Origin of the sequence: Pectobacterium atrosepticum (genome assembly GCF_000740965.1) — a bacterium.
GTDB classification, from domain to species: domain Bacteria; phylum Pseudomonadota; class Gammaproteobacteria; order Enterobacterales; family Enterobacteriaceae; genus Pectobacterium; species Pectobacterium atrosepticum.
The window spans coordinates 810,413-837,326 of the sequence record NZ_CP009125.1; the positions used below are offsets into that span (position 1 = coordinate 810,413).

33 protein-coding genes, 1 other RNA gene and 1 pseudogene are annotated in these 26,914 nt (G+C 44.8%); 14 read left to right on the forward strand and 21 right to left on the reverse strand.

The window, feature by feature from the left end:
• From GZ59_RS03605 to GZ59_RS03635, 7 genes and pseudogenes are all read right to left on the reverse strand, one after another.
• Entirely contained in the window at window positions 1-342 is a 342-nt protein-coding gene (locus tag GZ59_RS03605) for a DUF5375 family protein (protein ID WP_039290142.1), read from the reverse strand.
• Window positions 339-605: a hypothetical protein gene (locus GZ59_RS03610; protein WP_039290145.1), complete on the reverse strand. Its 267-nt coding sequence runs from the start codon at window positions 603-605 to the stop codon at window positions 339-341. The genes GZ59_RS03605 and GZ59_RS03610 overlap by 4 nt, the downstream gene beginning before the upstream one ends.
• A complete protein-coding gene (locus tag GZ59_RS03615) occupies window positions 602-796 on the reverse strand; it encodes a hypothetical protein (RefSeq protein WP_039294697.1) in 195 nt (64 codons plus the stop codon). The genes GZ59_RS03610 and GZ59_RS03615 overlap by 4 nt, the downstream gene beginning before the upstream one ends.
• Window positions 789-986, reverse strand: a complete 198-nt coding sequence (locus GZ59_RS23395) for a host cell division inhibitor Icd-like protein (RefSeq protein ID WP_039294701.1) — start codon at window positions 984-986, stop codon at window positions 789-791. Before GZ59_RS23395 ends, GZ59_RS03615 begins: the two co-directional genes overlap by 8 nt.
• 29 nt (window positions 987-1,015) lie before the next feature.
• Window positions 1,016-1,333 (reverse strand): annotated as a pseudogene (locus GZ59_RS22585) (ash family protein); the annotation flags it as partial.
• A gap of 8 nt (window positions 1,334-1,341) precedes the next feature.
• The gene (locus GZ59_RS03630; protein ID WP_039281995.1) at window positions 1,342-1,566 is read right to left on the reverse strand and encodes a hypothetical protein; all 225 of its coding nucleotides are present in this window, start codon (window positions 1,564-1,566) and stop codon (window positions 1,342-1,344) included.
• Window positions 1,563-1,823 carry a helix-turn-helix transcriptional regulator gene (locus tag GZ59_RS03635; protein WP_039290147.1) on the reverse strand — a complete coding sequence of 87 codons (261 nt, stop codon included), beginning with the start codon at window positions 1,821-1,823 and terminating at the stop codon, window positions 1,563-1,565. The genes GZ59_RS03630 and GZ59_RS03635 overlap by 4 nt, the downstream gene beginning before the upstream one ends.
• Window positions 1,824-2,369: 546 nt before the next feature.
• Here GZ59_RS03635 and GZ59_RS03640 point away from each other — a divergent pair.
• From GZ59_RS03640 to GZ59_RS03645, 3 genes are all read left to right on the forward strand, one after another.
• Window positions 2,370-3,131 (forward strand): hypothetical protein, encoded by a 762-nt coding sequence (locus tag GZ59_RS03640; protein WP_039290148.1) that lies wholly within the window; start codon window positions 2,370-2,372, stop codon window positions 3,129-3,131.
• Entirely contained in the window at window positions 3,128-3,376 is a 249-nt protein-coding gene (locus tag GZ59_RS22590; RefSeq protein WP_071598516.1) for an ogr/Delta-like zinc finger family protein, read from the forward strand. The genes GZ59_RS03640 and GZ59_RS22590 overlap by 4 nt, the downstream gene beginning before the upstream one ends.
• A 393-nt stretch (window positions 3,377-3,769) precedes the next feature.
• Entirely contained in the window at window positions 3,770-5,158 is a 1,389-nt protein-coding gene (locus tag GZ59_RS03645) for an ApeA N-terminal domain 1-containing protein (protein WP_039290149.1), read from the forward strand.
• Window positions 5,159-5,231: 73 nt separating this feature from the next.
• On the opposite strand, the gene GZ59_RS03650 is transcribed toward GZ59_RS03645, so the two are convergent.
• Window positions 5,232-6,419 (reverse strand): integrase domain-containing protein, encoded by a 1,188-nt coding sequence (locus GZ59_RS03650; RefSeq protein ID WP_039290150.1) that lies wholly within the window; start codon window positions 6,417-6,419, stop codon window positions 5,232-5,234.
• Between the two features lie 742 nt (window positions 6,420-7,161).
• On the opposite strand from GZ59_RS03650, the gene GZ59_RS03655 reads away from it, so the two are divergent.
• Window positions 7,162-7,365: a helix-turn-helix transcriptional regulator gene (locus GZ59_RS03655; protein WP_039290153.1), complete on the forward strand. Its 204-nt coding sequence runs from the start codon at window positions 7,162-7,164 to the stop codon at window positions 7,363-7,365.
• Window positions 7,366-8,283: 918 nt separating this feature from the next.
• Here GZ59_RS03655 and GZ59_RS03660 read toward each other — a convergent pair.
• From GZ59_RS03660 to mobQ, 3 genes are all read right to left on the reverse strand, one after another.
• Entirely contained in the window at window positions 8,284-8,661 is a 378-nt protein-coding gene (locus GZ59_RS03660) for a hypothetical protein (protein ID WP_039290156.1), read from the reverse strand.
• Window positions 8,662-8,697: 36 nt separating this feature from the next.
• Window positions 8,698-9,192 carry a DUF4755 domain-containing protein gene (locus GZ59_RS03665; RefSeq protein ID WP_039290165.1) on the reverse strand — a complete coding sequence of 165 codons (495 nt, stop codon included), beginning with the start codon at window positions 9,190-9,192 and terminating at the stop codon, window positions 8,698-8,700.
• A gap of 362 nt (window positions 9,193-9,554) precedes the next feature.
• Window positions 9,555-10,856, reverse strand: coding sequence for a MobQ family relaxase (gene mobQ, locus GZ59_RS22400; RefSeq protein WP_051122315.1), 1,302 nt, complete (start codon window positions 10,854-10,856; stop codon window positions 9,555-9,557).
• Between the two features lie 340 nt (window positions 10,857-11,196).
• Here mobQ and GZ59_RS03675 point away from each other — a divergent pair, with 340 nt between their 5' ends.
• The 6 genes from GZ59_RS03675 to GZ59_RS03700 are packed head-to-tail and all read left to right on the forward strand — an operon-like array spanning window position 11,197 to window position 13,156.
• Window positions 11,197-11,382, forward strand: coding sequence for a hypothetical protein (locus GZ59_RS03675; RefSeq protein WP_023214638.1), 186 nt, complete (start codon window positions 11,197-11,199; stop codon window positions 11,380-11,382).
• Entirely contained in the window at window positions 11,379-11,714 is a 336-nt protein-coding gene (locus GZ59_RS03680; RefSeq protein WP_039290170.1) for a hypothetical protein, read from the forward strand. Before GZ59_RS03675 ends, GZ59_RS03680 begins: the two co-directional genes overlap by 4 nt.
• Window positions 11,704-12,054 carry a hypothetical protein gene (locus GZ59_RS03685; RefSeq protein WP_039290172.1) on the forward strand — a complete coding sequence of 117 codons (351 nt, stop codon included), beginning with the start codon at window positions 11,704-11,706 and terminating at the stop codon, window positions 12,052-12,054. The genes GZ59_RS03680 and GZ59_RS03685 overlap by 11 nt, the downstream gene beginning before the upstream one ends.
• The gene (locus tag GZ59_RS03690; protein ID WP_039290174.1) at window positions 12,047-12,457 is read left to right on the forward strand and encodes a hypothetical protein; all 411 of its coding nucleotides are present in this window, start codon (window positions 12,047-12,049) and stop codon (window positions 12,455-12,457) included. The genes GZ59_RS03685 and GZ59_RS03690 overlap by 8 nt, the downstream gene beginning before the upstream one ends.
• Entirely contained in the window at window positions 12,454-12,690 is a 237-nt protein-coding gene (locus GZ59_RS03695; protein ID WP_001528703.1) for a hypothetical protein, read from the forward strand. Before GZ59_RS03690 ends, GZ59_RS03695 begins: the two co-directional genes overlap by 4 nt.
• 1 nt (window position 12,691) lies before the next feature.
• Window positions 12,692-13,156 (forward strand): hypothetical protein, encoded by a 465-nt coding sequence (locus GZ59_RS03700; protein WP_039290178.1) that lies wholly within the window; start codon window positions 12,692-12,694, stop codon window positions 13,154-13,156.
• A 201-nt stretch (window positions 13,157-13,357) separates the two neighbouring features.
• On the opposite strand, the gene GZ59_RS03705 is transcribed toward GZ59_RS03700, so the two are convergent.
• The 4 genes from GZ59_RS03705 to smpB all read right to left on the reverse strand — a co-directional run bounded on the left by GZ59_RS03705 (window position 13,358) and on the right by smpB (window position 17,469).
• Window positions 13,358-15,097: an LA2681 family HEPN domain-containing protein gene (locus GZ59_RS03705; RefSeq protein ID WP_080641345.1), complete on the reverse strand. Its 1,740-nt coding sequence runs from the start codon at window positions 15,095-15,097 to the stop codon at window positions 13,358-13,360.
• 82 nt (window positions 15,098-15,179) lie between these two features.
• Entirely contained in the window at window positions 15,180-16,409 is a 1,230-nt protein-coding gene (locus GZ59_RS03710) for an integrase domain-containing protein (RefSeq protein ID WP_039290184.1), read from the reverse strand.
• A 164-nt stretch (window positions 16,410-16,573) separates the two neighbouring features.
• Window positions 16,574-16,936, reverse strand: a transfer-messenger RNA (tmRNA) gene (gene ssrA, locus GZ59_RS22600).
• 50 nt (window positions 16,937-16,986) lie between these two features.
• The gene (gene smpB, locus GZ59_RS03715; protein ID WP_011092441.1) at window positions 16,987-17,469 is read right to left on the reverse strand and encodes an SsrA-binding protein SmpB; all 483 of its coding nucleotides are present in this window, start codon (window positions 17,467-17,469) and stop codon (window positions 16,987-16,989) included.
• A 155-nt stretch (window positions 17,470-17,624) separates the two neighbouring features.
• On the opposite strand from smpB, the gene GZ59_RS03720 reads away from it, so the two are divergent.
• Complete coding sequence (locus tag GZ59_RS03720; protein ID WP_039290192.1) at window positions 17,625-18,071, forward strand: type II toxin-antitoxin system RatA family toxin; 447 nt, start codon at window positions 17,625-17,627, stop codon at window positions 18,069-18,071.
• Window positions 18,061-18,342 (forward strand): RnfH family protein, encoded by a 282-nt coding sequence (locus tag GZ59_RS03725; protein ID WP_207193906.1) that lies wholly within the window; start codon window positions 18,061-18,063, stop codon window positions 18,340-18,342. The genes GZ59_RS03720 and GZ59_RS03725 overlap by 11 nt, the downstream gene beginning before the upstream one ends.
• 237 nt (window positions 18,343-18,579) lie before the next feature.
• Here GZ59_RS03725 and bamE read toward each other — a convergent pair whose 3' ends face one another.
• The 3 genes from bamE to nadK all read right to left on the reverse strand — a co-directional run bounded on the left by bamE (window position 18,580) and on the right by nadK (window position 21,689).
• Window positions 18,580-18,915 carry an outer membrane protein assembly factor BamE gene (bamE, locus tag GZ59_RS03730; protein WP_011092444.1) on the reverse strand — a complete coding sequence of 112 codons (336 nt, stop codon included), beginning with the start codon at window positions 18,913-18,915 and terminating at the stop codon, window positions 18,580-18,582.
• A gap of 154 nt (window positions 18,916-19,069) precedes the next feature.
• Window positions 19,070-20,731 (reverse strand): DNA repair protein RecN, encoded by a 1,662-nt coding sequence (gene recN / locus GZ59_RS03735; RefSeq protein ID WP_039290198.1) that lies wholly within the window; start codon window positions 20,729-20,731, stop codon window positions 19,070-19,072.
• 79 nt (window positions 20,732-20,810) lie between these two features.
• On the reverse strand, window positions 20,811-21,689 hold the full coding sequence (nadK, locus tag GZ59_RS03740; protein ID WP_011092446.1) for an NAD(+) kinase: 879 nt from the start codon (window positions 21,687-21,689) through the stop codon (window positions 20,811-20,813).
• Between the two features lie 148 nt (window positions 21,690-21,837).
• Between nadK and grpE the strand changes: the two genes are divergently transcribed.
• A complete protein-coding gene (gene grpE, locus GZ59_RS03745) occupies window positions 21,838-22,425 on the forward strand; it encodes a nucleotide exchange factor GrpE (protein WP_039290202.1) in 588 nt (195 codons plus the stop codon).
• A gap of 436 nt (window positions 22,426-22,861) precedes the next feature.
• Window positions 22,862-24,094, forward strand: a complete 1,233-nt coding sequence (locus GZ59_RS03750; protein ID WP_011092448.1) for an Nramp family divalent metal transporter — start codon at window positions 22,862-22,864, stop codon at window positions 24,092-24,094.
• Between the two features lie 31 nt (window positions 24,095-24,125).
• Here the strand turns inward: GZ59_RS03750 and GZ59_RS03755 are convergent, their stop codons facing one another.
• The 3 genes from GZ59_RS03755 to GZ59_RS03765 all read right to left on the reverse strand — a co-directional run bounded on the left by GZ59_RS03755 (window position 24,126) and on the right by GZ59_RS03765 (window position 26,805).
• On the reverse strand, window positions 24,126-24,329 hold the full coding sequence (locus GZ59_RS03755) for a 2-hydroxymuconate tautomerase family protein (RefSeq protein ID WP_010282462.1): 204 nt from the start codon (window positions 24,327-24,329) through the stop codon (window positions 24,126-24,128).
• A 13-nt stretch (window positions 24,330-24,342) separates the two neighbouring features.
• Complete coding sequence (locus GZ59_RS03760) at window positions 24,343-25,509, reverse strand: MFS transporter (protein WP_039290208.1); 1,167 nt, start codon at window positions 25,507-25,509, stop codon at window positions 24,343-24,345.
• Between the two features lie 198 nt (window positions 25,510-25,707).
• A complete protein-coding gene (locus GZ59_RS03765) occupies window positions 25,708-26,805 on the reverse strand; it encodes a glycerol dehydrogenase (RefSeq protein WP_011092450.1) in 1,098 nt (365 codons plus the stop codon).
• Window positions 26,806-26,914 lie beyond the last annotated feature (109 nt).

Genomic DNA, 26,914 nt, shown 5'->3' on the forward strand with positions numbered 1-26,914 from the left:
TTAATGTAGTGTGGTGGTCGGGGTCGCCGCTGTCGCGCACTGGCACAGCTCCCCCATGATGATGTGCCCCAGCACGGTTAGCCGGGGTTTATCGGTCAGTAAGGTGGGTTGCACCATATCACCCAGCATGGCGCAGGCGATTTCCATCCCGGTGGCGGTGCCGTGCTCACGCACGTGTGCGCCCTCCAGCTCCAGCGCAATGGCGATTTCCAGTTCGGTTAAGTTGCAGTTCAGGGCAATGCCGGTTTCCCGGCAGTTATCCAAATAGGCCTGTGCCACGGCGCGACGGTACACGGCAGTACGCACTTCCAGCGGAATACAGGACTGATTATTGATGTTCATTGTGCTGTCTCCCGTGCGGTGAAAAGGTGGGCTTCACAGTGGGTCATGACGTGGCCTATCTGGTCAGTCAACAGCGCCACCAGTGCGGCCATATCATCGGCCGGTAGCGTATTGGGTTTGGCGGCGGTCATGCCGCATTGCTGGGCATCCAGCATATCGAGAAACATCACGCCGACGCGGTGCGCATGAGACAGGCGCAGGTAGTCAGCATGGGAAACAGGATAGGTATCATGATTATTGAGACGGGCGGCTAAGGTATTCATGCGCTCACCCCGTTCTCGGTTTCGGACGCTTCCGGGCTTTGCAGCGTCGTCGCCAATAATTCCAGCCGTTCAGCGAGTACAAACGTCAGCACCTCTTTGGCTACCGGGTTATCCAGCTCAATCACGGCGTGCGTCAGGGCGCGGCACTGGTCGGCGATTTCATCAAGGGTCAACGGAGTAGAATCAAACATGGCTAACCCCCTGAGCAGGCAGACGGCCAGCAAAAGACAGCACATAGTCACGCGCCAGTAAACGGCGGGCGCTGATTTCATCCGGAGCGATAACAGCTTCACGGTGCGGTAAGGCGCGTAATTCGGCGCGGCGCACGGCCAGAAACAGAAAGGTAAATTGCGGGTGTGACGGAGTGAGGGTCGTAGCCATGTGGGAGTCTCCAAGTTTAGCTGATAACAGCTACCACCGGAGTTCCTACACTCATGGGTGGTAGCCCAGACGGGGGTAGGAATACCGGCAACCTTGGAAACCGGCCAGCCCGAAGGCTGCCCCGCCTGAGCCACCATTGTTTGGATGCAATAACGGCGTAAAACATGCCGCACAACATGCAGGTGTGCTAAGGCTACGACACAAAAAAAGACGCAAGCGGCGTCTGGTGTCGCCAAGATTAAACACGGGTTCCTACGCCCGGCTGTCGATTTTGCGACAGCAGCGAGACTATAACGCCAAAAAGCCCCGGCAGGCAAGCCGGGGAAACGGATAAATTGCGCAGTCATGAACAGCCTCAGCAGTTGGTCAGCGCATCACCGGCACGGGATGCACAGTAACGCCGGGGTGAATCAGAAGCGGCGGGCGTCGGTGCAACGCTCAGCAGCAACGCGCCGAAACGCTGTTCACGGGCGGCAACGGTGGCCGGATTACGGATGGCGGGAAACAGTTGATCGCACAGGCTGAGGGCTTCCCGTTCATCGAGTGTGACTGACTGACCGGCGATAGTTAAGGTGATCATGCGTGGTTCTCCTGTTGACGGGCGGCGATACGCTCAGCCACCCAATGATGAATTTCGGACTCAACCCATGCGACGTTCTTTCCACCCAGTGGAACACGGGCGGGAAAAACTTTGCGGCTGCTCAGTTCGTACAGCGTCGAGCGGGAAATGCCGGTGACGTGCAACACTTCCGGCAGACGCATTAAGCGCTCTCTGACCGGATGAAGTGGCATCGGGGGCATAGCAGGAATAGGGGCTAGGGGTGTGGCTGACAACATGTGATGCTACCTCGTTAATGTCCGCCCGGGTCTGGCCGGATGGCGCTGGATTGCTCTGGTAGCTCGCTATTATGTGAATATTTTCGGAGACCGCAACAAGGTGCTGTTGTGCTATCGGTGAGCAAAATACGGTCTATTTTTTCCACCAACTGTTAATAAAGGGCAATAAAAAGCAACGAAGGGCAGCGTGATTTATTCAATAAAAATATAAGTGTTTGTAACTATCGATAACCCACTTATCTATAGGAAATAACATCGTAAAACAGGCTCGCCAGAAAAAGGCTCAAAAAAACGGGTGAACAGTGTGAACACTCGGTGAAGAGTTTTTTACCGACTATTCACCTCTTTATTTATTGATTTATCTATTCTTTTCTCTCAAGTGAAGAGTAGTGAATAGTTTTATAAAAGAGTTAGTTCTAAATCGAGGAAACCGCCTAAGGGTGAGATTGTTTTGTGTGGTCGATGGCAGGACAGGCTCAGATAGCGGGGGTTGTGTGGTGAATTGCACAATAGCCACCAGACACTAACCCCATACAGAGAATGACAATGAGCCAGACAACCACATCAGACACGAAACCGGTTAATACCCTGCCGGATACGCTGACAAAAGCGACTGACTATTACCTGAAAATGCGGGAAGCGCACACCGTTAACGCGGGTGAGCTGGATAACATCGATACCGCCATTGCGCGTGCCAAAGAGCAGAAAGCCAACACGGAAGCGGAAAATCAGCTTTCCGATACCGACTGGCGTGCGCGTTTTCTTGCCGCACGTGGCGAAATGACGGAAGAACTGAAAAATCAGCAGTTACAGCGGCTGGCACAGCGTGAGCTAGCGCAGGAGTATGACGGCTTGCTAGCACAGTTGGAAATAGAGCAACTGAGACAGAAAGCGAAGTGTCACTCATCAGCAAAAGATTGCTCTAATGCTCACGCCAGCGCCCTACGTGACTACGCTGAATGGGAGTTTAATCAGGCGTTAAATAACATCAGTACAAACCTGATCCGGGCGATTGAGTTAAAGCGGCATATGCTGGATATCACCACCTCTGAATTTACCCTAGGAGTCGCCTATCAGAAGCCTGAAAAAGTGGTAATGGATTTGATTGTTGAAAAGCTGAAGGTGAAAGCGAATGACTACCGCTTTGATATGAGTAACGAGCCAGTGCTGTCATCGCTGGGGCTGAACTCCCCTTCACTGCCGCATGCCGATTTCGCACCGGTATCCAGCCCGGCAAAACGAATGATATTTTCCCGTGAATTGAAAGAAAAAGAAGAGGCATTAAAAACACGGAGCCAAAAATTATGATGCATTGCCCGTTCTGCGGCCACGCTGCTCATGCCCGCACCAGTCGCCCGTTATCGGAGAACGTCAAGCAGCGTTATCACCAGTGCCGGAATATTGAATGCTCGGCAACCTTTCGGACACTGGAATCAATAGAAGAAATTATTCAGCCATCGAATAGACGAGATCTGCCAATACCGGATATTCCATTATCACCGGCTATGCAGAAAAAATATAAGGATTACCCAGCCTCAGCCCTACGGAATTAATTAGCCAGATTATGGTTTCATTTCCGCCAATATCAGGACGTCGCCCGCCACTGCGCGGGCTTTTTTGCGAGCTTTTTTCTCTGGCTAGCGATTTTTTGGCCGTACATGCATACGGTGCATGGATTTGCATGCAATACTTACCCCCGAATCTGCCCTACAGCGCCAGTATTGGCGCGGCCTGAACGCTTCCATGCAACTGCATGAAATGCGCTACATAAAGCGGGCAGGCGTGGCGGGGATAGCATTGCGCGCTAGTGGTTGGTGATTTATTTTATAGCTTTGCTGGCGTAGCTGCAGTGGTGGTACTCAATACGTTGAAAGTCAGAAATTATGCTGGTATTGATTTTTAATTAAGCTGATATAAATAGAAAATATTAAAGGAATTATTTGGATATGAAAAACATTAAGTTTTACGGAGAGTCTGTTGATGAACACCGTAAGGGGGTGATAAGAGTTGATGGAGAAGATTATCCTGCGGACTTGAAAATAACACAGTCTAATATAGAAATTCGTTTTTTCGATTTTAGTTGTAAAATGAACCGGGATTTCTCAGACCTTCTCAACCTCAAAACCGCAGTTTTTAATGGAAGTGGCGGCTTTTTTCGCCTTTTTGGCATGGAATTAAATGAAAGCTCCTTTAGGTTTATTGAACCATCCAATAGTTTTAACGATTATACCTTCTCGGCAAGTGGTTTTTTATATTCGAGTGCTAACTTAAACGATATTGAGATGTATCAAGTATTGAGATTTTATTCAAGTGGAATAAAAAATTGGTTGGGGAATACTGAAAAATTAAATAAAATAATAAATCGGTCTATTTTAAATAAATTACCTGAACAGGAAGATTTAGTTGAATTTGAGAGGGGTATTAAAGATGTAGGTACAGTAGGTGGCTATTATGGATATAGATATGGTGGTTTAGATGGCTTACATACCGTAGGCATGTCAGTTACACCACACATAACATTGCATCTTGAAAACAAAGTGGACTTAAACGGACTGCTTGAGAGATATACTGATCTCTATATGCTTATGAGGTTTTTAATTGGGAGACAACTCGATTTCACGGATGTTAAGGTTCGTGTGAGTGAAAACAGCAGGCACAGTGACATTAGCCTTTACTTTCCAGAAAGAAAGAGCATCAGCAGTGAATTGCATAATTCGATGTCACTTCTCTATTCTTCAGTATACAATGACGGTTCTGAAAAAAAATTCCCGCTTCAAATATTTGATAATTATTTTCATGGCAAAGAAAATGAAACTAATTTGCTAGTTAAGAAATTTATTAATTATTCTCTTATAGATAGTGATGAAGAGAGGTTTTTAGGTTTTTATCGAATAATAGAAAGATCAACGTTTAAACAATCTTATTATGTTGATAAAAATAAGCTATCGGTATTACTTGACCGTTCAAGAAGTATACTCCAAAAAACATTCCATGGCTCATCAATTAGTGAATTCAAAAGAGCAGTGATGAGGGTGAATGGTAGCAAGGAAAACACTGAGACATGCATTCGGCATTATATAAAAAACCTACCTGAAGAGTTTGTGGTTGCTTTGGGGCTTGATAAAATAAAGATAGATGCATTATGTAGAGTCAGAAATAATATAATTCATCAACCTTTGTTTTCTGTGTCTATTTCTAAACTGCATGACTGTATGGTTATATCAAGAATATTGGCATTTGTTATACTAATGGAGAAGTTAGGTATACCTTATGGTTTGATTGAAGAAGTAGCTAACTTGAATAGATGGAAGGGGGGGATATCATATTTAATCTGAGGGTTTCTTAGATATTATATATTTATTCAATATTAAAAATTGGCATATTTATTAATCTGCCAATTTATTTAAATTATTTTTTTACTACCTTTCCCCACCAAACCATCAATTCTTTCCGCTGTTCAAGATAGGTAGAGCGGTTATAAGCCCGTCTAACTTCATTCTTATCACAATGCGCTAACGCTGCTTCAATCACATCAGGATTAAAACCAGCTTCATTCATGGCTGTGCTGGCTATTGAGCGTAAACCATGTGCGACCAGTTTGCCACCGTAGCCGATGCGTTTTAACGCAGCATTCGCGGTCTGGCTGTTCATGGATTTTTTAGGATCGTTACGGCTTGGGAATACGTGTTCGCGGTTTCCGCTGATAGGGCGCATGATATCGAGCAGTTCCAGCGCTTGATCGGAGAGCGGAACGATATGATCGTGCTTGGCTTTCATTCGTTCAGCCGGAATGCTCCACGTTCTTTTCTCTATATCGATCTCTACCCATGCCGTCGCGGAGGCTTCTGCCGGGCGAATCAGCGTCAGCAACTGCCATTCTAATAAGCAACGGGTCGGAATGGACAGGTTAGACATGGCAATGGTGCGCATCAGCTTAGGGAGTTCTTCTGGCCGGATAGTCGGCATGTGCTGCTTTTTCGGGCGCTCAAAGGCCATACCAATGCCAGAGGCGGGGTTAGCGTCAATCAGCCCCGTATTGACCGCGTAAACCATGATTTCATTGATGCGCTGTACTAACCGCCTGACTGTTTCCAGTGCGCCACGGGCTTTAATCGGCTCTAGCGCCTGTATCAGCGTGCGGGCTTTGATTCCTTGTACCGGGATATTCTCAATCGCCGGGAGTACGTCTTTTTCCAGCGATCGCCAAATGTCTTTGGCATGATCCGCACTGACCTTGGTCTGCTTCAACGTGAACCAATTACGCGCCACATTGATGAAGATGCTTTCTATCGCGATTTGTGCTTCTTCGACTTCCTTAGCCACTTTTTCCTGTGGGTCTATTCCTTTGGCTAACAAAGACAGTTTTTCGTCTCTCATGGCGCGTGCGTCGGCTAATGACAATGCCGGGTAAGTGCCAAATCCGATCATAGTGCGCTGGCCGGTTATGGGTTTCTGGTAGCGGAACCGCCACAGCTTTTTACCTGTGGTTTTGACTAAGAGGAATAACCCGTTGCCGTCATGTAACGTCAGATCTTTGTCTGTCGCTTTGGCTTTTTGTACTTCAGTGTGGGTGAGGGAGCGGGTTGTCCGTGCCATGGGGGAATATCCTTCGTGATTGGTATACGCATGCAATTGGTATACGCCTTTTGGTATATATCCTACCGTATACCAATTCGTATACCAATAATCTCTGGATTCAGGCGAATATCGTCGGACAATGACGGACACAAAAAAGCCCGCAGAGCTTGCGCCATGCGGGCTTTCCGTACTTCATCGGACTTATCTGGTAATACCCGATGTCTAAATTGGGCTGGGGTCCCTGTGATTATACTTATAATAAATTGATTTTTATCGTTATTTTGTTATGGTTTTTAATTGAGGGTTCAATAAAGGAACCAAAGAAACACTATGAGCAAAGTCGTATCGTTTTTCAGCGTTAAAATCATCGATTGTGCCGATGCTGAGGAGTTGAACTCACGACAAGCATCAAAATCTATTAGGATCAGAGATAGCATATTTAAAGGTCAGTGGTAAATCTTACACCTACCCAAATCTTTTTTAGCCTGAAGCAAGATGAATAGCAGATAATAGTGCAGAATTTAAACGCAACGAAATTAACTAGATGATAAATAAGGTAATATTAAATAACTTAAAATAGAGCGAAAAATAGCACTTTTTGCAAAACAGCTTCAAAGCCCGCAGCAACTGGCTTTTTCTACTCCCATCTCTAATCTGCCTAAAAATCCACCACCGCTTGATCAATTCGTGCTTTTTGAACGTTGATCGTCATAAGCGATCTGAAGATACTACCTCCATCAAAACAACAATGGAGAAATGTATGACCAAAGCAAAAAGATTTATCCGTTTACCTGAAGTGCTGGAAAGAACCGGATTTTGTAAAGCTTGGATTTATCGATTGATCAGTCGTGGTGAATTCCCTGCGCCTATAAAAACAGGTGACCGAGCAATCAGGTTTGTAGAAAGTGAAATAGATGCATGGATTGATGAAAAGATATATTTCTCAAGAAATAAAGTCGCCTGAATGTTATTGCATTCTTTTTTGATTTATTCCTGACAGATTACATCATTAAAAGTGAAAGCATCTCAAAATCGCGTATAGAGCGTTTTAGAGCCACATATGAAAAATATCATTTATTTAAAATAAAAGACTGGGTTTTTATCTGGTCTTTTTTGTTTTTTATCTAATCGTGTTTTTAAAATATTTTTGATTTTATCTATTGACTGATGTTATAAATGTATTTATATAATATAAAGATACAAAAAATTAAAAACTCTTCGCCGACTTTTAACTTATGTTAAATACCACTTCCAGAAGATTTTAATCTTTAATAAAGCAATAACGCTAATCCTATGTATCGGGTATAAGAATGAAGGTTCCTCAAGTGTTTGGCAATTCTTATGTTATTGTGGCAGTGCCGGATGACGCGTAGCTGCCAACCTGAATCGCACAATCTAAAAAATTTACAAATGGTAGTATAAACTCTTTAGTAAAACGAGAGTCGTTTGAAAGTTTAATGATTTGTGTTTGCGCGGGTCGTGGGGGAAGTATCAGGATGGAAACGTTCTGAATATTTTCAAGGCGCAATGAGCATCTCCTATCTCTCTCTTTTAGCCTTTTCGGCGTGGGGGGTAGGGGGGGAATGCTTAAAGAAAAACTATTTCCTCCTTCGGAGGAAAACTACTACGGCTGAAAGCCGCCCCGCTAAAACACAAACCCCAAAACCTTAAAACAAAAAACTTTTAAATTAATTAATTAGTACTACTAGTACAAAATTAATTTCAATAAAAACAAAGGTTAAACCCCCATATAGAGAAATATAAAAAGTAAGGTGCCATTTCATAAGGCACTAATATAAGAAATGTCATGTTATTGATAAAATATAAAAGAAGTCGGATTATTCCAACTTCTTTTTAAAGATAAAATGGTATTTTATTTAAATTAATCTAACAACCCGCGAGAAGCTTTGCTTGCCGTTTGTCTAAAGGTATAGCGTTCAACCACATCACCTTTAAACCAGATCTCAAGTTCTTTCATGTGCGCTGTGCTGCTATTCTTCAATAACGCTAATCCCGGTATGTAATTTGAAATCTGAGATTCACCGGACATAACGGAATATCCCCACATTTCTTTACCATCGTTAGTTTCTTTAGTCTGAGGTTCTCCATAAAGTTGAAGGATATCTTTTTGAGTAGTTTTACCTTTTATAATTTTAGAAGCTATATTTTGCTGCGTTTCGTCTTTAATGGAATTGTTTCCATAAACAGTACAACTCGCTAAAGGGAGAATAATAAATACTGCCGCAATCAATTTTTTCATGTCAACTCCATATATAAATAATAAAACGCAACAAGGTTATAAAACGTATTTATTAAAAATGAGAAGCCAGCGATCGCAGATCTCCTGATTGGTCGATGATGTTTTGTTTTTCATTGGTAGATTGATTTTCCATGAAGGATTTTTTATATCATCTGTAAGTATAAAAATACCGGAACGCTGATTAGCTAACATTTGTTCATTACTGTTAGCTCCAGCGGACTTTATCATAGAGTTTAGATTATTACCTGCGTTATAAATTTTTCCAGCTTCGGATAGCGTATAATTTATTTCCCTGATGTTGTCGTATTCAAAAGTGCTATCTTTATCTGCATTGAAAATACGCACTGTGCGTTTTTTAGTATTAATGACTATACCGGTGTTTTGGCATTCATATGAGAGAATATCACCATCTAATATCTCTGTGTAAGTATTGAGATGCCTTCTTTTCTTAGGGCCAAAGTAAAAAAGCTGGCAGAGAATCAGGATAAAAATCACTGCCCAAAAAAGAAAAATAATGTTTTCGGTTTTCATAAAATTTCATTCCTCATAGAGTGATAGTTTTTAGCTTAATCATGAAGATACCAAGGTGATTCGCCCGGTCTTCCACGCTCCGAGCATAACATGAGGAGGGCTGCTCTCAAGTAAAATGATCGTTATTACAGATCAATTATTTAATATTGATAGTTTTTAACGATTAAAAAGTGCTTATCGATCGGTTTTTTAATTGTTTTAATCGATCAATGGTATTATTATGATAGGTGGTAACTATCATTATATCGATTTTGATCGATATAAACGATACGACGGCAGGTGGAAATAAACCAACACTATCAATTGGTTAAAGTGAATATGACTCCAAGTCATTCATTGGGGATAAAAAATGAGCAAAATATTTAGCGCGTTATTGGTCGGTTTCTTCTTTTCTCATATGCTTCACGTTCTTCATTAAATCTCTGTTCAGTTAATGATATTGATTGTTTAGCTGTATGAAGCTTATTTTTAAACTCACTTTTTGACTGTGTTTTGTTATCTTGAGAAAGTTCAGGAACGACAGCGCCGCCCATCAGATAAGCTTTTTTCTTCGCTGCTGTTTCTTTATTTTCTAAATCCTCTAACTCTTCTTTTTGTGCTTCTGTTAAGTGTAGATTCTTATCTACTTTCTCATCGGTTAAATTAATATTTGATGTTGAACCTATAGCCGCTGCTGAACTGCTTTTACTATTATTTTTAGTGGTGTGAACTTTTATTTCATTATCAGCATTAAGATCTGCTTTATCTTCTTTATTGAGTTTAGATTGAAGATATTCGCCAACTTCGCCGAGTCTATTTTTCGGGTTGTTTTCATTGCCTCCCTGTGTAGCATCTTGCAAAGATGCGGCAGGGAAGGAAGCTGGAGCCAACGGCGAGGGCTTAAGCTGTTTCTGTTCAATGTGGTTAAGTGCTTTTGCCTCTTGTGATACTTTCACTTCTTGGAGCACGTCAAAGCGTGCTTGTCGCTCTGGATTGCGGCTATGGCCTCTATGGATAGTCGCCGGTCTGTCTAAGCTGATTGCCTGCGCCTCTTGCTCAACCGTTCTGAGAGGGGGCAGGATAGCGTCAAACTCTGCTTTTTGTTCTTTCAGTGATCTGTGATCGATATGCGCATCGATGCCAGCCTTTTGCATGTGCTCGTTTGCTGCGTCTGCCCAGCTCTTGCGCCATTGCTCTAACAGTTCTTTATCGTTCCATTTCCTTTCCTTCTGACCGAACCCCGCGCCATCAGGAGTAAGGAGGCGAGTAGTTAGCATTACGTGAAAATGCGGGTTGTCGCTATCGAGTTTGTGGAAGGCTATATCAGCAATCATTCCATTTTTTACAAAATTCTCTTGGCAAAAATCTATTGCTAACGCCTTTTTTTGTTCGTCTGTCATTTCGACAGGAAGCGCAATATTAAACTCGCGTGCTAACTGCGCATCTTTTCTTTTTTCGCTTTTTTCTATCGTGTTCCATAAATACGCAGGCTTTAAAAAATTACGGTCTGCGCTTTCAGGTAATAATATCACACTGTCTGAAATACCTTTCTTTTTGCTGTAGTCGTGGATCTCTCCTGTGTGTTCGTCCATTAATTTTTCGCCGTGGCGATAAGCTGCCGCAGCTACGCTACTATGCCCCTTGCTGCGTGTTATTGTTTGAGCGCTCATATGAAATATTGCCATTGTTTTTATCTCCTGATATTGAAAGCACATACTTTTTAAAACAAGAAAAATATATTTGTTTTTTTAAAAATTGATTAAGTAATATTGAGCATAAAGCGAATATTACTTTTTATTTTTATGCGTTAGTAAATCCCCATTTATGGGGCGCGCACATTCGAAGAATGTATAAGTGCGCTATTGTAGTTTTTAGCAAAACTAAAATAGCCGCTATACGTAAACCTTTTATCTATAAAATCGCGCTCTGGAAATTAAAATACATATATCGCGCTTTACTTAAATAAATAAATATATTACTTAAAATATATATAACAGAAAAACATAAAAATAAAAGAGGTGAAATATGAATGATAATGATAAAAAAATAGAAGTGGCAGCGTCTGAACTTGTTAGATTGATTATTAAAAAGCTACAAGATGAAAATACGGATGTTATATGTAGAACGAGCTTATTTATAACTTACAATCTTTTTTCTCATGAAAGCGATTTTACTGTTGTTTATGACACGTTAGGGGGAGATCTGGAATGATTGGAAATTATAACAATGATTACGACTATGATGATAATGAGTATTTAAATGATGACACTATAGAAATCCCTTTGAGCTGTGAAGATGACGAATATAGAGAGGATTATTTAAGAGAACAAGAGCAAGAACAAAAATCTGTTTTACAGAAAATGATTGAGTATAAAAATGAAAATACATTTTTTGGTCATTTATACGAAATGTCCGGCATTTTTGGTTTTACTGTTGTTTTATTGTTAGGGTTTATTTTTACGCTGCCGATTTTGTTTATAGCTGGATTGATTGCGTTTTTTATTACGATAAAAGAAAAAAGAGGCTCTAAAAATGGCATTTAATATTGATAAATATAATAAATTGAAAAAAGAACTTGAACAAAAAGCAAACTTACTAAATAGGTTGGAGCAAGAAATGAAAGCTGAAAAAAGAAAAGAAGATACAGCGCGCAAAATAAAAATTGGTGCTGAGTTAATAAGGATAGTTAGAGAAAATAGCAAAGAAGTATCTGACGAGTTAGATTTTATTAATGATTTATCGCTATTGGTCGGGGCTTTAACTAATCATATGGTATTAAAAAGAATATACGATCAGCGCGAGTTTTTGAGAGCGGAAGGGGATAAGAGGCTTAACGAATGGAAACTAAAAAACAATAAAAAAAGGAGTAAAACGGATGAATAACTTAAGACCTAACCCGAACCCTCCACGCGAGGGAACGGCGGACATGATTAACCGCCTGAACTTCTATGATACGTCTTTTACTTGCTTACATTTTTTAATGATAGATTTTGATAATGACATGCAAGAAATGAAAAGAAAAAAAGATTTTAACCCGCTCCAGCTTTTAATCAAGCACGATAGAGCAAGTTTATATTTAGAGATATTAAATATTATTAGAATATCACTTGCTAGCAAAACTTTAGATATTCAAAGTGAAGAGCTATTGAGTGCTTATTTATATTTTAATAAAAAAGATGAGTTAGATATGGGGGAGGATGCGAGAATAATAGGTTTTGTGTTTAGAGACTTTGTAAAACAAAGAATAGAAACAGCGATTAAAACTATTGAGGAGAAAAATATATGAATATATTAGGTTTAATAGCAAAAGCAAAACCTGCTGTAGACGATGGCGGCGGTAGTCTCATTCCTGCCGCGATGGGTTTTTTTATTTGTGCTTTTTTAGTTGCTATCATTGCCTCTGTTGTTTCTAGTGCTTTTCGTTCTGCTAAAAATTCAGCAGACGTGAGTATAAACAATGCAAAAAAATATCACATAGCACTAATAAAAGAGCAGTATAGAAAGAAAGGCGGGGGCTGATATGTTTTATTTAATATGTATGGTTTTTATGGTCATATTTTTTATTGCTTGTATGTTGTCGGTTATATATGCGTCTGAAATATATCAGTGGCAGCATTATAACAGCTATAAGTTTAAGCAATGGTTAAAAAGTGGGAGTATAAAAAAAGATGTGCATGAAGAAAAAATAAAAAAGGAAGTGAAAAAAATGCCTATAGATTATATATTAAAACTTCTTAAAAAATACAATATAGATTTTGATGCTAACGAGTTTGTAAAAGCAAGTTTTAATATTAAGATGAAATACTACAAGTTAATATTAAATGAAAAGGAGAGGCTGAAAGAAAATAAAATATTAGATGAAGCAGTTAAACAAAAAATAAAAATAGAGACTGACACATTTGACGCTGAAAAATTTCAAAAAGAAGCTGATGAACGTTATAAGTTATTCATGGAACGCCGCAATCTCTCCAATAGAGAAAAATAACAACTCCTATATTTAGGACGTCAAGAAGAATGGCGGGGGTTCCCTTTTAAGGGTTCCGCTATTGTTCTTGATGACACATAGATAAAGAATTTTTATGAGTGGGTGATTCACGTAGTGAAACACTCCACCTATTAGACCTTTTTATCACGGCCTTACATGAAAAAGCATATGTTTAGATCTGCTGAAATGTTCTTAGTACAATCATAAATTATGCTTGAGTGGTACTTCTCTTTGCATGTAAATACCGTCGTTTGGGCGTTTTCGCTCTTCAAAATGGATAGCTAATGATAGATACATTATTGAGTTACGAGCTAAGCCAATGAGTTGCATAATTCTTGATTCGAATTGGCTTATTGGCACTAAAAGACAATGTGATGATAGTTTTTCTTTTTCATGGATTTTTGCTTTTAAGTCTGAATGCTTAGTATTTAGTTTGTTAATCTTTTCTTTAAGCTGTATAGATAAATGAGGGTCATTGTCTTCATTTGTTTTTTTTATCTTTAATTCAATTTCTCTAATTTCATCTGGTATCGTATTGACCTCTCTTTGCAATTTTGTAAATTCTTCATCATTGTAAGTATTATGTGATGTTGCGAGTTCATAGCCAAAATCATCAACAATTTTCAATGAACGATGTTCCATAGCATTTCTGATTTCAGCAAATGCTACAGCATTTGGATCTAACCATTTTGATACTGAATCAGAGCTACCAACTTTGCGAATATCTTTTAATATATAGAATAAAGCATGGATAAAAGGATTATCACTATCCTTAAGTTTTTTATGGGGCTTCCATTCATTATTCTTGCCTGTGAAGTCGCGAAATAAATTGTCGATGCTTATTTTTCTGTCATGCTTCAAGTCATTTAAATCAAAAAAATGGCTAATTAGGTATGCTATTTTGTCAAAAAGTGAATATATTATTCTGAATGCTGATTTGTATTGGGCAACCTTTAAATTGTTAATTGAGTAAGTCATATCTTCAACGTGTTGAAAAGTTGAGTTGAATATATGAGGCGCATCGTCCGGTATATCCTTTGAGGAGTATATTAAATACCGCGCATAGCAGTAATCATTTTTTAATTCATCATAATTACCATGATATGATAATTCTTCATGCATTGTAAGCGCACCATTAAGAGATTGGATAAATGATGGTAATGAAAAAATATCTTGGTAAGTAATCTGGTAATCGCAAACATCATTTAAATCATTAAGGAAAAGCTTGTTTTTTGCACACCATTCAAAATACTTTTTCTGTTTTATTGATGTAAGTTTTTCAGTGTATTTCATGAAATAATCGAAAGATGATATCTCAAAATTATCCTCAAACCATTTTTGGAAATTGTGTAATCGCCCCCCATCTTCAAGTGATTCTTTTTGTTCTGGATATTGTTTTTTGAAATTATCGAGTCCCTTTTTTAATAGATTGTAAGCAATGAAATAATGATATTCAGAATGTCCTTCATCGTATAGTGAATTTCCAAGAAATAATTCATTATTGGCTTTTGATATAATTGCTACGGGATTGTTATCTATAGAAATAGCTTTGTCATAGTGAGGGATACAGCATAGTGCTCTTCCCTGTGATGAAAGACGGTTAGCTAAGTTTGTCTCAATCATAGATCTAAGACTATCATATGCATGAATGTTATTTACGTGTTCCTGCCAGTTTGCTTTAGGGAGAGTATGTATGGCTTTTCTGTAGAAGATGACCGATTTCATCAAATCCTCTGAATACCACTCTGTTTTACGTGTTTCATAGAGTTTGGAATAACAATTTCCTAGACAGTAGAGATAATGGGCTTCGTACAAGGGGTGAGAAAAGGTGAAATCCTGTTTTGTATAACTTTCGACTAACGCAGCTAAAGAAGCGTGATCACATGTTATGATGTATTGATCCGCAAGTTTACTGAACTCCTCAAGTTCATCTTTTACCATTAACAAGGGAACTCCTTAAATATTGATAATTACTGATTGCCGAACTTCGATATTAAAAGATAGTATACATTTCTGTGTTTTATCATGCGGCAATAGACTTATATTTTTGTATTTGGACGTAATCACTCCACCATTGCATTAACTCGGCACGCTCGGCTAAATATTCTGCACGGTTGTATGCCGCAATGATTTCATCTTTTTTAGAGTGAGCGAGGGCTGCTTCAAGAACTTCTGTTCTGAACTTACTGGATTCCTCGGCGGCAGTTCTGGCAATAGAACGCATACCATGTGCCACCATTTCACCGCCAAAACCCATGCGGATGATCGCAGCGTTAGCTGTTTGCTCGTGCATATGGCTAAGAGGAGCTTTGATGCTGGGGAAAACCCACTCACGATGTCCGCTGATTGGCTGCATTTTTTCGAGGATGCGTAGTGCTTCTTTGCTAAGCGGAACCTTATGAGGCCGTTTCATCTTCATGAACTCTGGCGGGATGTTCCAAAATTTATTCTCAACATCAATATCTGCCCAACGCGCCCGAACGGCTTCCCCCGGACGAACCCACGTCAACAACTGCCATTCGATCAGCATACGTGTTTCGAGTCGTATGGAAGCATTAGCCAGCGCAATCATAAATCTTGGCAGCTCGCTGGGGGGAAGGGCAGGCATATTTTGCTTTTTAGGCTTACTGAAACGCTGTCCAAGATTGTCAGCCGGATTGAACTCGATGAGTTCTTCTGTTGCGGCATAGCGGAAAATTTCATTCAGTCGTGAAATTATGCGCCGCAAGGTTTCCAGAACACCGCGTTGCTCAATCGGATCAAGATGCTGCTTTAAGAGCTTAGGGCGTATTTCTTTGATAGGGACATTGCCCAGACCGGGAAAGATGTTTCGTTCAAGGCTACGCCAAATATCATCAGCGTGGTCTTGTGAGATGCCCGAGGTCTTTACCTTCTCATCTAACCACTTACGAGCAACAGCCTGTAGCGTGTGTTCAGTAGCATCCTTTAGGGCATTGGCTTTATCGCTATTATGGATCTGTGGGTCGATGCCATTGGCAAGTAAGGTGAGGTATTCATCACGTAAAGCTCTTGCTCTCGCTAAGGTAAGATGAGGGTAGGTCCCAAGGCTCATCTTCGTCCGTTTTTTAGTCACTGGCACAGGATACCTGAGATACCAATTTTTCTTCCCACCTTTTGCGATGGGGGCTATGCGGAGAAGTAAGCCATCGCCATCAAACAGGCTGATTTCTTTATCTGCAGGTTTGGTATTTTTGATTTCAGTATCGGTGAGTTTCTTAGCGAGCTTAGCCATTTTGGACCCTCTAGTTTTGGACCCTTAACGTTGGGTCCCAAAAAGGGTGCCATAAGTAGTAGCTTCTAGCAATTCTCTGTAGACTTCAATAGACGTAAAAAAGCCCGCGAGGCTGGTTCCAAGCGGGCTTAATAGACTTCAGTATACTTCAAACAACTAAAAAGTGGTGGAGCTGGGGGGATTTGAACCCCCGTCCGGAACTACTCTACCGTCGGTACTACATGCTTAGTCAGTCTTTACATTCGCTTGCCAGCTGCGGACAGACACGCCACTAACAAACTAGCCTGATTAGATTTAGCCCTTCAACCCCAGGCAGGGCATCCACGCGATCTCTTTTGGGTTTGACCTCTCTTGATCCCCGTCCTAAGAGCGGAGGCTAGGGAGAGAGGGCTCTTAGCAGGTTATTAAGCTGCTAAAGCGTAGTTTTCGTCGTTTGCGACTATTTTTTTGCGGCTTTTTACGAGGCAAACCGCCCCTCGGCATGCACCTTGGGCTTTGCAAATCCCGTCGAATCCAGAATCAGCCCCCAAGAAACTGTCACCAGTATACCAGAACTTACCGTTGTTAAGCCAGTGGCTTAGCGATTGGCGTTCTTCATGATACGGGCTTTATCTAACTTCCATTCACGTTCTTTAATGTCATCACGCTTGTCGTGATCTTTTTTACCTTTCGCTACGCCGATTTTGACTTTGCTCCAGGCATTTTTCCAATACATGGACAGCGCGACGACCGTGTAGCCATCACGGCTGACGCGGCCAAACAGCGAATCCATCTCGCGTTTGTTGAGCAGAAGTTTGCGTGTGCGGATGGGATCGCAAACAACGTGCGATGAGGCCACATTCAGCGGCGTGATCGTTGCGCCAAACAGGTAAGCCTCACCGTTCATGAAGGTGACATAGCTGTCGCTGAGGTTTGCTTTGCCTGCGCGCAGTGATTTGACTTCCCATCCTTGCAGCACAAGGCCAGCCTCAAATTCTTCCTCAATGGAGTATTCGTGACGGGCGCGCTTGTTCTGCGCAATGGTGGCGGAACCGGGTTTGTATGCTTTTTTCTTTGTCATAGTACCGTCATTATACTGGATGTCATTGGGAATGAAATCCCCGCCGTGCGTCCGTGTCGTGGTTAATGATATCGTGCGATAAGCTTCGCAGAATTTTTGTCTGCCGGGCTATCAATGCTATTATTTTGCGCGTTTTATGAATCTCGGAAAATAGTATGCCAAAGATAAGTCGTTCCGCATTGGTGCCGTTCAGTGCAGAGCAGATGTACAAACTGGTGAATGATGTCTCTTCCTACCCCGCGTTTTTACCGGGCTGTACGGGGAGTCGCGTGCTCTCTTCCTCAGAAGAGGGGATGACTGCCGCAGTAGATGTTTCCAAAGCCGGTATCAGCAAGACATTTACTACACGTAATACGCTGACGCACAACCAGAATATCAATATGCAACTGGTCGATGGCCCATTCCGTCAACTGAGTGGCGACTGGCACTTTACACCGCTGAGCGCCGATGCCTGTAAAGTTGAGCTGCATCTGGAATTTGAATTCACCAATGCCTTGATTGAACTTGCTTTTGGCAAAGTATTCAAGGAGCTAGCGGGGAATATGGTGCAGGCTTTCACGCAGCGAGCAAAAGAGGTTTACAGTGTCCGCAATGCAGGTTGATGTGGTCTACGCGTTGCCGGAACGCCAATATCTACGCACGGTGAAGCTGGAAGAAGGCAGTACGGTCGAGCAGGCGATTGTGGCATCAGGTCTGCTGGAGTTGCGCCATGATATCGATTTGCAGGTGAATAAAATCGGTATTTACAGCCGTGCGGCGAAACTGGCCGATGTGGTGCAGGATGGTGACCGTGTGGAGATTTATCGTCCGCTGATTGTCGATCCGAAAGAGCTACGCCGTCAACGTGCTGAACGTTCTAAGAATAAAGCCTGAGCAATGCCGTTAAATGACAAGTGACGTTCTCCCGATGGCACATTACCAATGCGTCCTTATAAAAAACACAGGCAAACCTGAAATATTCAGATTTGCCTGCTGTTGTACCCATCGTATATCAAGCCGCGTGTGCGTTGGCTTTCCTTAAGTACTCTGCCGCAGTGGGCTTCGTCTTAAAGCGACGCTTCTAGCTGATAGGATCATTCATCCTGATTCAACTTAGCGGCATTGAAAGCATTAATCCAGCGCAGGCTTGTTGTTGATGTTGGTTAACACGCCACTGCCGCTGAACGTTAGCGTCAGCGTCTGTTGTTTTACCGATTCATGGCCAGGCTGCTGGCGGAAGACGTAAAACCAGGTATCGCTGCCAAACGGATCCTGCATCATAGGCGTACCCAGCGTATAAGCGACCTGTTGTTTGGTCATGCCGGTGTGAATTTTCGCAACGTCAGCCGGTGCCAGATAGTTTCCCTGATTGATGTCCGGCCGATACACCACCTTTTCCAGCGTGGAACAACCGGCGGTCAGCATAACAACCACCGCGGCGACGACAGTCAGCGTTTTACAGCGCATAGTGATTACATTCCTTAAGGGCATAGGTTGCTGATGATAATAGACCTTGCAGGACTTGGAAACCTGCAAGGCGATTGTATGACCCCAGGAAGGTAAAAAAGTTGAGCTTTTTTACCTGTAATGCGCCTTTCTTGCCCTGTGTCGGCAGCAGATTTTAGGCTGCCAACAATTCTTTGGCGTTCGCCAGCGTGTTTTTGGTCACGGCGCTGCCACCCAGAAGACGAGCCAGTTCCTGTAACCGCGCACGTTTGTCCAACGGTTGCATCAGCGTTTCCGTTTCTGCACCGTCCGTTTGTTTGCTCACGAAGAAGTGCTGGTGACCGCAGCCTGCAACCTGTGGCAGGTGTGTCACACACATAACCTGCGTCGATTCGCCGAGCTGGCGCAGCATTCTGCCGACGATGGCGGCTGTTGGCCCGCTAATACCCACATCGACTTCATCGAAGATCATTGCTGGTGTGTCCATTTTCTTCGCGGTGATGACCTGAATAATCAGTGCAATACGCGACAGCTCGCCACCCGATGCCACTTTCGCCAGAGTCTGGTGCGGTTGACCGGGGTTGGTGGTTACGCGGAATTCGATATTGTCGGCACCGGTGGCCGTCAGGCTGTCTGGCGTAAACTTCACATCAATGGTGAAGTAGCCGTGCGGCATCGCCAGTTCACGCATATTGGTGGTGATGAGCTGTGCCAGTTCGCTGGCATGGTGCTGACGACGCACGTGCAATTGTTCGGCAAGCTGTAACGCCTGCTGATGATATTCACTGACGGAGGCACTGAGCACCTCATGGTCGCTTTCCTGCTGTTCCAATTGTCGGTGTTCTTCCTGTAATTGCTGATGGAACGCTGGGATCGCTTCTGGCGCGATATGATGTTTGCGTGCTAACACCAACTGACGTGACAGGCGCTGTTCCAGTTCATACAGTCGAATCGGGTCGAGATCCATCTGTTCGCTGTAGTGGCGCAGTTCATCACTGGCTTCGCTAAGCTGAATGCCCGCTTCTTCGAGCATGGACAGCACACCGGACAGCGTTTCATCCATACCGATCAGTTCGCCGAGCTGACTTTTTACGCTGTGCAACATACTGAGTATGTTTTGCTCTTCGTCTTCGCTCAGCAACTGCATGGCCTGCTGGCTCATCGTCAGTAGCTGACCGCTATTTGCCAGACGCTTGTATTCAATATCAATGTGTTCATATTCACCGAGCTGTGGGGCGAATTCATTCAGCTCTTTTAATTGATATTGCAGTAGTTCTCGGCGGGCTTCGCGTTCAATAGCTGCTTGTTGCAACTGCGCCAGTGCACGGCAGCTTTGGTGCCACTGATGCCAAACCTGTTGCATAGCAACCAGCAATTTCGGTTCATCGGCATAAGCATCCAGCAGGTGTTTTTGATGATCGGGGCGCAGCAGTAGTTGATGAGCATGCTGGCCATGTATCTGAATCAGGTGCTGGCCGAGTTCACGCAGTTGAGACAGCGGCACGGCGGTGCCGTTAATAAAGCCGCGTGAACGACCATCGGCGCTAATCACGCGGCGTAACAGGCACTCATTACTGTCATCCAACTGGTTTTCTTCCAGCCACTGACGTGCCATTGGGGTATCCGTCAGCGCGAAGCGGGCGCAGATGTCCGCTCGGGCAGCCCCCGGCCTGACCATGCTGGCGTCAGAACGATTTCCCAGACATAAACCGAGGGCATCAATCGCAATTGATTTCCCCGCACCGGTTTCTCCGGTGATTACGCTCATCCCTGACTGAAAATCGATTTCTAATTCGCGCACGATGGCGAAGTTACTGATAGTGAGTTGCGCCAGCATGATAGTTTTCCTGTATGGGAACTGTGTTTACATACAGTATAAACTGGTTTTATATACAGTAAAGTAGCTTGGTGGAATTTTAGAATAATTTTTTTGACCAGCCGAGCTTTGAACTTAGTGTATTGAAATAACTGTAATTTTTTGGATGAATCAAATTCAGGTGATGTTCACTACGGCGAATCAGCACTTCTTCGCCTTCCTGCACTGGCAGCGCAATCTGGCTGTCACAGCTGATTTCCAAATCGTTGGTAATGCAGGAAAATTTCAGCCGAATCGTGCTGCTGCTATTGATCACCAGCGGGCGGGCAGACAATGTGTGCGGGAACATCGGCACTAGCGCAATGGCTTCCAATGACGGTGTTAGGATAGGGCCGCCAGCGGAAAGCGAATAGGCGGTTGAGCCTGTGGGCGTGGCGATAATCAGGCCATCTGAACGTTGGGAAAAGGCGAATCTGTCGTCAATATAGACTTCAAATTCAATCATGTGTGCGACTTTCCCTGGGTGAAGTACCACTTCATTAATTGCGGTACTGATGCTGTCGGGCTGGTTTGTGCGGCAAACGTGTGCTTCCAGCATGAAGCGCTGTTCGCTCAGATAATGGCCGTCAAGAACGTCAGAAAGCTGCTGCTGAGCATGATCGGGATCGAGGTCAGTCAAAAAGCCGAGATTGCCACGGTTTACGCCGATTACTTTGATGTCATAGCGCGACAGCACGCGCGCGGCGCCCAGCATGTTGCCGTCACCGCCGACGACCACGGCGAGATCCGCCTGCTGACCGATGTCGGCAAGGCTACCTGTTGGTGCGTCTTTCAGGTTAAGTTCCCGTGCAATCTGTTGTTCGATCAGCACGGAGTAACCTTTTTCGGTGAGCCAATGATAGAGCATCTCATGCGTTGCCAACGCCGTTGGGTGGCGCGGGTGGCCGACAATGCCAATACAATTAAACGGCTTGTTCATTGTAAGCGGTGTGTTCATTGCTGTTTTGTCCTCAGCGTGGTGTATCGGCAGCAGCAGGAACCAATATATGACAGGTTCCCTTGAATCTCCGGTTTTGATCCCCATAATAAGCAACTAGCGAGATTAATGCTAAACCGCGGAGAATTTCATGAGTAGTAAAGAACAGAAAACGCCTGACGAGCAAGTCCTGGATCAAAAGGAAGCAGCAAAAGGGCAGCAAGCGGATGCCGCGCCAGAGACGGCAGACGTAGCTGACCCGCGTGATGAGCGCATCGCCGAGCTGGAAGCCCAGTTTAGTGAACTGCAACAGCGTGAACGTGACAATATGCTTCGCGTCCGTGCAGAAGCCGATAACGTTCGCCGCCGTGCGGAAATGGATATCGAGAAAGCGCATAAATTTGCGGTAGAGAAATTTGCCAGTGAAATGCTGCCAGTCATCGATAACCTGGAACGTGCGCTGGATACGGCGGACAAAGCCAATGAATCACTGGCTTCAATGATTGAGGGTGTCGAATTGACGCTGAAATCGTTGCTGGATGCCGTGCATAAATTCGGTATCGAGGTGGTGGGCGATGTGGGTGTACCGTTTAACCCAGAAGTGCATCAGGCTATGACGATGTTACCTTCAGCCGATCACCAGCCGAACCATGTCATGATGGTAATGCAAAAAGGCTATACGCTGAACGGTCGTTTACTGCGTCCGGCGATGGTTGCTGTATCAAAAGCACAAGACTAATACTCTCTGCTTTTACGCACGCTATTTAAAACGTATCTTCATCCTAAACCCCGTGCTCAGCATGGGGTTTTTTGTTTGTATACCCGTCATACTTCAAGCTGCATGTGCGTTGGCAATACTCGGCTCATCTCTGAACCTCGCCCTGAAGGGTCGCCACAAGCGGCGTTCAAATTGGCTAAGCCAATTTGTCTTCGCTCACCCCAGTCACTTACTGGAGTAAGCTCCTGGAGATTCACTGTGTCGCCGCCTTCCTGCAACTCGAATTATTTAGTGTACATTTTGTTAAGATTTGTTTGATAAAAAAGATGTTTTTTAGATTTTTAATGACTCATCATCATTAGCTATCAAAAGAATTGGTATTACCAATCTAAATGCACTTGATAATCATTATCATTTTTGTGAGAGTAATAAACAACAGCGTTAGAAGGGTCATACTATGCCGGGTGTTATTGAGTCAACAAGCCGTACATCAAGGAAGGTAAAACTTTCTCTGATGGGCCCGGCGTTTATCGCGGCGATTGGTTATATCGATCCGGGTAACTTTGCCACGAACATCCAGTCTGGCGCGGCCTATGGCTACACGCTGCTGTGGGTTGTGGTGTGGGCGAACCTGATGGCGATGCTGATCCAGCTATTGTCGGCCAAATTAGGCATCGCAACGGGTAAGAATCTGGCGGAACATATCCGCGATCGCTTTCCGCGTCCTGCTGTTTGGGCGTACTGGGTACAGGCCGAAATTATTGCGATGGCGACCGATCTGGCCGAGTTTATCGGTGCAGCGATTGGTTTCAAACTGCTATTGGGCGTGTCGCTGCTGGAAGGCGCGATCCTCACCGCGATTGCCACTTTCCTGATTCTCATGCTGCAACAGCGTGGTCAGAAGCCGCTGGAGATGGTCATCGGCGGCCTGCTGCTGTTTGTTGCGGCGGCGTATATTGTCGAACTGGTATTTTCTCAGCCTGAGCTGTCCGCTTTAGCCAAAGGCATGGCAATCCCTAGTTTGCCGACTTCCGATGCCGTGTTGCTGGCCGCAGGCGTGTTGGGGGCGACAATTATGCCGCATGTGATTTACCTGCATTCTTCCCTGACGCAGCATGAAGGCGGTCATTCCCGTGCCGAGCGCTATTCTGCAACGAAAGTTGATGTCGCGATTGCGATGACGATTGCCGGATTCGTCAATCTGGCGATGATGGCAACGGCGGCGGCGGCATTCCATTTCAGCGGTAACCAGGATATTGCCGATCTGGATAAAGCCTACCTCACGCTGGAGCCGCTGTTAGGTAAAGCCGCCGCGGTGATTTTCGGTCTGAGTCTGGTGGCGGCAGGCCTTTCTTCCACCGTTGTCGGTACGCTGGCGGGTCAGGTAGTGATGCAAGGGTTCGTGCGCTTCCATATCCCGCTCTGGGTTCGCCGAGCCGTGACGATGCTGCCATCGTTTATCGTAATTTTGTCCGGTATGGATCCGACGCGAGTGTTGGTGTTGAGTCAAGTAGTGCTGAGCTTCGGGATTGCGCTGGCGCTGGTTCCTTTGCTGTCCTTCACTGGCAATCGTGAACTGATGGGGTCGATGGTTAACGGAAAATGGGTACAGCGCATCGGACAACTTATTGTCGTGCTAGTGGTTTCCCTGAATATGTATCTGCTGATTGATACGATCATAGGGATATAAATCTGGTGCCACATAGCGTGGCACCGTTTCGCTATTTGCTTGCCTTCCTCAACTCTGTCACCGGCACGCCGCCGATTCCCCAGTTGTCCGTTTCAACTTCATCAATTACCACCACAGTGGTTTTCGGGTTTTTATTGAGCACATCGACCAGCAGCTGAGTTACGCCTTCAATCAATTGACGTTTTTGTTCAGCGGTGACGCCTTCATTGGTGATTTTGATGTTGACGTACGGCATAGGTTCTCCGGAGTTAGAGTGATGAGCGGCGATTGGGTAAGCAGAGCCCAGCCGCGATGAAAAGTGCTGCTGCGCTACACAGAATCGCAGGTGCGACAGCGTGGGTGTCCGTCAGGACGCTGGTGAGTAGTGGGCCAAGAATCTGACCAATACCGTAAGTGAGCGTCACCAGCCCAAGCAGGTTGATGCCGTGCGGCGCGCGTAGCCGCTTGGCTAATGGCATCACCAGTGAGGTGGTTCCCATAAAAGTAGCACCAAAGCCGATACAGCTGAATATCAATGCCACCAGAGAGTGGCTGAACAGCGTCAGCAGGACACACACGCCTTGAATCAGCAGATTAGCTGTCAGGCAGGGTAACGTTCCCCACCGACTGGCGGCCCACAGCCAGAAGAAACAGCCAGGGATGATTGCTAGCCCAACCAGCGACCATAAATGCAGGGATAAATGCGGTATGCCTAGCGCCGTCACCATCAGCGGCAGATAGGTGGCGACGACGATATAGCCGAAGCCCGCGAGGCCGTATAGCAGCGCGAGCCGTCGCCAGCCAAGGTGAGGCTGTTCATCAACATTGACCATAGGCTGCTGCGGTACGGTCGTTTTGTGCGGCGAAAGTATGAGTAGGGCGAGCAGAAGTAGCGTGGAGATCAGCGCCGCTCCCCACCACAATAGTTCGGCCGTTAGTACGTAATGCCGTCCCATGATGATGAATTCATTGCCTAACACGATCCCCACGGCAACCCCAGCATAGAGCGAGGCGATAATGCCAGTATGCCTTGTGTGGTGTAAAACGATTAGGGATCCGAAGATCATCATCGCTGCGCTGGCGATCCCCGCGATGAAGCGAATGAGCATGACCAGCATCGTATTGGTGGTCAATGTCATCGCGAAGAGCAACACGCTGGTCGCCGCCGCTGCGGTAAACAGCAGGAACACTGGTTGAGAGGTTGAGGCGCGACGGCTGAAAGAGAAAAACAGGCTGCCGAACAGATAACCGACGTAGTTTGCGCTGGCAATATAGGAAAGCTGGCTGAAGGTGAAATCACCTTCTTCCAGCATGACGGGCAGCATCGGTGTATATAAAAAGCGCCCAAGCCCCATACCCAATGCCAGTACGATTGTCCCAAAAAGGGCAAGAGTCAGCGTGCTCGATAGGGCGATAAAGCGCGGACGTTCCATCATGCGATGACCCAAGACATAGAGAATATGTCGTTATCCTGCCCGTTTTCTCGTCAAATAAAAGTGAATAGTCATGAATAGGTTGATGACGCAGAGAGAATGTTTTCTGGCAGAAATACGCTGGTGAAAATCGCCTGTTATATCAAGCCCGGCTCCATTGCACTGTTCCGCTGGAGCCGGGTTTTTTTACCTCAATTGCGATTAGCTGATGGTTTTACTGAACGCGTCGACAGCAATAATCGCGTGAGCGACGTCTTCAGCCGTTAATCCGCTGTCCAGATTTTTCAGCGTATCGGCGTCGCTGCACGCCAGTTCACCCACTTTGATCAAATTCTCAAACGGCTCATTTTCCAGATGCAGATCTTTTAGCAGCGTCGGCATGTTAATCGCGCGGTAGAAGCGAATGTAGCGTGCGATTTCCTCGTCAGGACGTTGCTCCAGCACCATATGTGTCAGCGTGCCGTAGGCGACTTTTTCCCCATGCGTGAGGTGGTGGATGTCGCCTTTGATCGCGGTAAACCCGTTGTGGATGGCGTGAGCGCCCGCCAATCCGCCATTCTCAAAGCCCAAGCCGGAAAGTAGCGTGTTGGCTTCAACTACGGATTCCACTGCGGGTGTTACCACACCTTTTTCCACCGCTTTGTAAGCACTATAACCGTAGGCTAGCAGCGTTTTTTCGCAGGTTTCGGCAATCGCCATGCCCGCTAGCGTAGGTTTACCGCCCAGCATAGAAAGTGCGTGAGAGCGCAGAACCGCCTGTGCTTCGACAAAGGTTGCCAGACCATCGGCAATGCCGGAGGCAAACAGGCGTGCTGGAGCCTGCGCACACACGGCGGTATCGACCAATACCAGATCGGGATTCTTGTCGTAAAAGCGGTAGGACTCGAACACGCCCTCGTCGGTGTAGATGACGGACAGCGCGCTGCACGGTGCATCCGTTGAGGCCACGGTTGGGACAATCGCGACATTGTGTTTCAGCTCATCAGCAACCGCTTTCGCCGTATCCAGCGTTTTACCGCCGCCTAACCCAACGACAATGTTGGTGCCCGCGTCGCGTGCTAGCTTAGCAAGACGGGTGATTTCGTTGCTGGACGCCTCACCGTTAAAACGCTCGTAATGGTAGCCGATGCTCACCTGTTTGAGGGACGCATCTACGCGCTGGCCGATGATGTCCCAAACAATGCCATCTGCCATCAGAAACGCTTTCGTTCCCAGAGGCTTGAGTTGTTCACCCAGTTCATCCAGCACGCCGCGACCCTGAACATATTTTCTAGGTGAAGAGAAAATGAAATGACTCATGTTATCTACCTCGATGATGTGGTTTGAGAAGTGATGCGGTATTGAATTCGAGTGAATCATGGAAGGCGGTTGCGGTACGCGCGTTATGACGAGACAAATTGACGGTGGT